Origin of the sequence: Marivirga sp., assembly GCF_024636815.1 — a bacterium.
In the GTDB taxonomy this organism is placed as follows: Bacteria; Bacteroidota; Bacteroidia; order Cytophagales; family Cyclobacteriaceae; genus Marivirga.
On record NZ_JAGXGF010000121.1, the window covers coordinates 1 to 5,589 of the forward strand.

The 5,589-nt window shown below is 37.2% G+C and carries 6 protein-coding genes; 1 reads left to right on the plus strand and 5 read right to left on the minus strand.

Features of this window, described 5'->3' with window-relative positions; all coding sequences use genetic code 11:
• Positions 1 to 139 precede the first annotated feature (139 nt).
• On the minus strand, positions 140 to 1,540 hold the full coding sequence (locus tag Q0L29_RS09340) for a hypothetical protein (RefSeq protein ID WP_296621085.1): 1,401 nt from the start codon (positions 1,538 to 1,540) through the stop codon (positions 140 to 142).
• A 261-nt stretch (positions 1,541 to 1,801) separates the two neighbouring features.
• On the opposite strand from Q0L29_RS09340, the gene Q0L29_RS09345 reads away from it, so the two are divergent.
• Positions 1,802 to 2,164 carry a helix-turn-helix transcriptional regulator gene (locus Q0L29_RS09345; protein ID WP_296621086.1) on the plus strand — a complete coding sequence of 121 codons (363 nt, stop codon included), beginning with the start codon at positions 1,802 to 1,804 and terminating at the stop codon, positions 2,162 to 2,164.
• Positions 2,165 to 2,218: 54 nt separating this feature from the next.
• Here Q0L29_RS09345 and Q0L29_RS09350 read toward each other — a convergent pair whose 3' ends face one another.
• The 4 genes from Q0L29_RS09350 to Q0L29_RS09365 all read right to left on the minus strand — a co-directional run bounded on the left by Q0L29_RS09350 (position 2,219) and on the right by Q0L29_RS09365 (position 5,563).
• Complete coding sequence (locus Q0L29_RS09350) at positions 2,219 to 2,992, minus strand: hypothetical protein (RefSeq protein WP_296621093.1); 774 nt, start codon at positions 2,990 to 2,992, stop codon at positions 2,219 to 2,221.
• Positions 2,961 to 3,947 carry an RHS repeat-associated core domain-containing protein gene (locus Q0L29_RS09355; RefSeq protein WP_296621088.1) on the minus strand — a complete coding sequence of 329 codons (987 nt, stop codon included), beginning with the start codon at positions 3,945 to 3,947 and terminating at the stop codon, positions 2,961 to 2,963. Before Q0L29_RS09355 ends, Q0L29_RS09350 begins: the two co-directional genes overlap by 32 nt.
• A 1,185-nt stretch (positions 3,948 to 5,132) precedes the next feature.
• Entirely contained in the window at positions 5,133 to 5,255 is a 123-nt protein-coding gene (locus Q0L29_RS09360) for a hypothetical protein (RefSeq protein ID WP_296621090.1), read from the minus strand.
• Positions 5,256 to 5,308: 53 nt separating this feature from the next.
• A complete protein-coding gene (locus tag Q0L29_RS09365; protein WP_296621092.1) occupies positions 5,309 to 5,563 on the minus strand; it encodes a hypothetical protein in 255 nt (84 codons plus the stop codon).
• Between the last annotated feature and the right edge of the window lie 26 nt (positions 5,564 to 5,589).

Here is a 5,589-nt window from a genome sequence, read left to right on the forward strand (position 1 = left end):
GGTAGTGAACCGCTATGGACTTCCCTGAACTTTTCTCTAATTAATCTTACTTACTCTCTTTCTCCCTCTTATTTCCCTTCTTTCCTTTACTGCGGTGCGTGTCTTATAACATGCACCGAGTAGTATCTAAGGACTACTTTCACTTTTGCTTTTTAAGCGTCTCTAATTCGCTCATAATCTTATCCAGTATGCCTGTAATGCCGTTTTTCAGCTGTTCGTATTCCTCCAATTGTGTAATCCTGTATTCATGCTGTTTTCCTGCCTCTCCTGACACCTTTTCTACATAGTCATATTCCTGCAATTGCACCATATATCGCTTCTGATTGCTGGGGTTTATGCGCAGTTTCTGCCTTACCTCTTTATTGGTAAAGCTAGCCTTGTTCTCTTTCTTTAGCCATGATTTGAGTTGTTCCAAATATGTCCTTCCTGCATCGTTCAAAGGATCTGATTTCCTGATCAGCACATCTTTCATCAGTTTATTGGCTTCTTCTATATCTTCAAGTGTAGTACTGATATAAATTTCACCTGTTTCCCTGTCTGTCTCTTCTTCCCTTTGGTATTGATGGTAAAAGGTTACCGCTTCAATAAAGGCCAGATAATGCGCATTGCTTCGTCTGGGCTTGAACACTTCATCGGGGATTTTTAATTGTTCTGCAAAAGGATTTCTGATGCTCACGGGCTTTAGCACTCTTTGGGTATTCTTGAGCAGTTCTGCTATTTGATGTTCTTCACTGCCATCTATTTTTCCGGCAGAGAGCTTTCTTTGGTAGGCCATAATCTTTTGATCCTGTTCTTTGCTTTCATCGATATGGATCAGGAAGGAACGGTTGGCATTGTCCTCGTAAAGGCTTTCCTTGGTAGTACAGCCCGACACGCAAACAGGGCCTTCCACGGTCAGGGTCACAGTTCTGGTTTCTCCTTTGGTGTTTTTCACCACTACCGTTTTAGTGATTCTTTTCTTGCTTTTGATTTCCCGTAAAGGGTAAAGCACTTCTTCTGCTCCGTCCAGATCCTCGATTAAGATTAGTTTATTTCTAAGTTCCTGCTGACCAAAGTAATAAAAGGCATTACCGCTCAGGCTGGTAATTTCCAGTTTATCTTCCTCAGGGATCAACGCGCTTACTTTCTCCTGCAAATGTGTTTTTCCTATGCCTGAGCTTCCAAAACTGATTACATGGAGCGGATTATCTCGCTTTCTGCTGGTAAAGATCAGATACATTAAAAGCCTGTTGTTTTCTTCTCCTATCACGCCTGCTTTGCCGATGTCCTCCATTGTCCTGCCCATCAGGTTGGGGGCTTTCAAATATTCTTGCGCTGCTTTTATTTCTGCTGTAGTCAGCTTTTTACGCTTATCTTGTGTTTGTACCTTTAATTCTAATTCCTTTAGCCTGTAGGCTTCCAGCTCGTCTGTAAGTTCTGTTAATGCCGCTGCTGCTACACTCGTTCCTATCTCCAACCGCTCTGCTATTTTCCTGATCAGCTTTTCTACTTGGGTATCGTTGTACAAGTCCAGGTTGTGTCTTAAGCTTAAGTGTTCCACCTGTATTTTTAGCGTTGCCCGCATCCTGTCCAGCCCTTCCAACCTGATGCCGCCCAAAATAGCGATTTGTAGCATACCGCTTTCAAAAGTCAGGTGGTCGGGGTTTGAGGTATCGAGCAAGGATGTAGTTTTCATAAATCTTTGGAATAATTTATCTATTTCGTAAATATATTTAAATAGACTTATTTATCCAATTAAGATTTATACATTTTGATAAATTATATCATAATCACTACTTTTATAGATATAAACAACCTTTTTATGAACATAGGAGACAAAATAAGACAGATCAGGGAAGCCAAAGGGCTTACCCAAAAAGAAGTATCCCTCACCATTGGGATGGATCAGTCGCAGTATTCCAAGATTGAAAAAGGTAAAACAGACCCTTCCACCTCTACTGTTGATAAAATCGCAAAGGCTATTGGTATCGAGCTTTCGGATTTGTTTGCTTCTCATGATGTGCTTAAGGACATTAATTCCTACGACAAGTCCCTAATGGAAAAGCTTCACCTGATAGAACAGCTTGATGAGGAAGAAAAAAAATCCATCTTCAATATTGTAGATGGGCTTGTTTCTAAAAAGAAACTTAGGGACACGCTTACCAATGCTTTATCTGGTAACTAAACTAAGCATTAAAAAAACATACATGGCTAAAAGCTGGCGCCAGCGAAGAATATTTTAGAATAAAGGATGATTATAATTATGAATTTCAACTGGAATGCTTACAATTTTATAATCTTTAGCTTGATGATTAAAATCAGCCTCGTTTAAATAATAAGCTGACTGATCACATAGGAGATCAATATTATTATACAAAGCAAACTCAAAAAACAGCTTATATTTCTTTTTCAACTGACAAACGTTGAGATATTTAAAACCAATTTCACAGCATATATTCATTTGAGAAGTATCAAAATCGTATATTAAATTGTCTTCCTTATCAATATTTTGAAATAAATCATCATAATGAAAACTTATTTCAAAAAAACTCGCTGGTGGCATTACAATAAAATCATACCGGTTTTGATTACTCAAGATAATATCCTTTAGAGTAAATTTTATTCTATCGGCCGCTACTGTAAAAAGATAAGGAATAAATGGCTCAAAGGATATTTTATATGACGATTTGGTACTATCAATCCTATGTAAATGCCTTGAGGAATAATATTCTTTTTCAAAATAACTATTGAAAAGGAATAATGTGTCATCTGTTGTATTAATTATTTCAAACTTTAAATATGATAACTCTTCTTTATATTTTACATATATAGTATCTTTTGAATGAGAATTGAGATCTTTAATAGCTGTAGCATATTCATTTTCACAGTAATTCTTAGGCAGTTTTACATTTTGACCATTTAAGCCTTTGAAAGAAATCAGACAAAACATTATTAATAAAGTATATTTCATATTCATAGACCTACTGATAACTTTCATTATGAGTTTCATCATATTTTCTTAAGGGTAAAGGGTTCATAAAATAACCTAAGGAATTGACCAATTTATTGGCTCTTCGTGTTTTATTATCAAAATCTAAAACTTTATCTTGAGTATTTCCTCTATAGATGGCATGACCAATTCCATGAAGAGTTCTATTTTGTTTGGAAGTTGTAATTGGCGTGAACCCCAAATATGGTGCATTCTGCGATGACATTGGCTTACTCGGGTCGTACTTAGGATTCAGTAGATTAACTTTTCCACTAAATTCCTGTGCAGTATTTACAATCACATAGTTTTGAGAAATGTTTAAATCTGCAGTGGTAGCTGTTGCTTCACCCCCATACTCTGCTGTGTTGATTTCAATAGGAGTACCATCATTATCAGTTATGCTATAACTATCCTCAAAAATTATATTAGTCACAGTCTCTTCACTTAAGGCAATATTTAGTGTATTAAATACATCTTTTTCTACGTCATTAAAATCATCTACATTGCCATTAAAAACCACATTGCCAGCTTCAGAGTAACTAAAATCTGTGGACTTGAACCCGAAAACTGATCCTAACACATCAGCAAATTGACCTCTATACTGTTCAGCAACATTTATACTATCTCCATTGACATCAATATACAAAATTGGATTGTTAGCAGCATACTGATAAGGACTGAAATCTAAGTACTTCTCCGAAAACCTATCCTGGTTAAAAAACCTTCCTAATGCAGCATCATAATTTCTTGCTCCATAATCATACCAACCTGTTTCTTCCTGTTCTTCCTTGCCGTTGTACTTGTAGTTATTAGCCTTGCTGTAGCTCCTCTGGTAGGAGTTAAAGGTTAGGCCAAAAGGATAGTAATCTATGCGATTTTTTAGCGCAACCCCTTTTTTCTCTAGGCTCCCCCCTGAAAAAAATGCGGTTTGGCCTATGCCTTCCCTTGCCTCTTGGTCGTATAATTTTAAACAGCCCATTGAGCTTTCAAGATAGTTTTTTGTTTATAATAATCCTCTTGAACCAGCAAATAAGTCTAAGACTCTTTATCAAACAGTTTTTTGGTTTGTTGTTTTAGCATCTTAAGTATTCCAAGTAGCCCTATCAGCGATATTACTATTGACCCTAGCTCATTTATACTAACCTGTATTATCTCACTTACAAGTTTTACTTCTTCCATCTGTCTTTAAATTAAGTGGCTATATTTCTATTCTCTTATTTCTATATTCCAAAAATATCACTTAACTACATTACTAATTAGGACGTGATTATTTCATCGGATTTTGACAAGTATGCGGAAGATTTTTGAGAGTTCAAAATTATATAAATAACTGATCTACAATGTATAACACTACTTTCTCCTATTTATCTTTCTCATCCTTATAGCTCTATCTCTATTAGCTTATTGTCAAAGTTCCAGTTACTATAAATCATATCAGAGGACACAAAAAAGTTTGATTAAACCACTTATTTATAGGTTATAAACTTCAGGTTTCTTTCTAATAGCTTTAATCTCTGTTTTTTAGGGGACATATCGGTCGGTAAAACATCTCGGAAAAAAGTAAATGGCATCATTTCACTTTTTTGTTAGGCACATACTTTCCTGCCATTTGGTTTTTATCGGGATGCTCCAAGCGAACTGCTGCACTTCATTAAATGTAAATCAGTCACCAGAGCGCGGTAAGCTTCTACTCACTAAATATTTGATAATGATTGCCTAAAACTAATGAGATTGGTATTTCCTGCGCTGTTTGCTCTGCGGGCTACTGCGGGTACCACCAGCCAGCCTGCCAAGAGGAGTGTGAGGAACGAGCATGATTGGTAGTGTCTGGCGGTGGTCGCAGGCCCGCCTAACTCTGGCTGTGGTTTTGTTTTTTTGCCTTTGCCCCGCAGGGATCAAACACATCAAAAAAGCAAAAAGGAACAGACGTGCCGAGGAGCGGATGGCAAGCAAGGGGAGGAAAATGCAAATGGGCTTTTTGAGGGTCGGCTAAAAAGCGGAACAAGTAAAATGATAGTGTGATTCCGATGTTGCTCTGCTTTTTCTGCAGTGCAATAAATCATTAAAACATCACTGTATCATTTTACTTGAGGAGTGGTTTAAGGCGTGAGGATTTGCATTTTTCCGGACTGCAGACTTGCCAACGCACCACAGGCACACCGCTTCACCAAGTATTTTTCCGACCCCTCGATGGGGAAGGAAAAATAAATTGCTCACTATCGTATTGCACCACTCTCGGCATGGCCGCCATAAGCGGCCAACTACTGCCATGTCCTAGCTCTTGCATACTGCTTTTTCAAGCAGTATCTGTTTTTAGGCATAGCTTGGCAACTAAAAAAATCACATTCCTTTCACTGATTGAACTTTGGCAATTGCTTGGTAAGGATAACCACTTTCATCAACTATAGCCAACAATGCATAATCTGGTAATTCCTTTTCTATCGCATCATGATAGTACAGGTCAATTGTTTCATTATCAATATTCTCTTTTAGAAGCTTTTGCTCAGGAGCTGTTTCAGCATTCAGTTTTATAAATACCAATTCTTTTCCTTGGGCGTCCTCCTTGTTGTTCACAAAATCTACTTGATATTTCATTCATTAAATTATTTGGTTTCTACTTA

Bases quoted from the DNA above. Each gene is read 5' to 3' on its own strand.
- Q0L29_RS09345 (WP_296621086.1), top strand. From the start codon at position 1,802: ATGAACATAGGAGACAAAATAAGACAGATCAGGGAAGCCAAAGGGCTT.
- Q0L29_RS09350 (WP_296621093.1), bottom strand. From the start codon at position 2,992: ATGATGAAACTCATAATGAAAGTTATCAGTAGGTCTATGAATATGAAA.
- Q0L29_RS09355 (WP_296621088.1), bottom strand. From the start codon at position 3,947: ATGGGCTGTTTAAAATTATACGACCAAGAGGCAAGGGAAGGCATAGGC.
- Q0L29_RS09360 (WP_296621090.1), bottom strand. From the start codon at position 5,255: ATGCAAGAGCTAGGACATGGCAGTAGTTGGCCGCTTATGGCGGCCATG.
- Q0L29_RS09365 (WP_296621092.1), bottom strand. From the start codon at position 5,563: ATGAAATATCAAGTAGATTTTGTGAACAACAAGGAGGACGCCCAAGGA.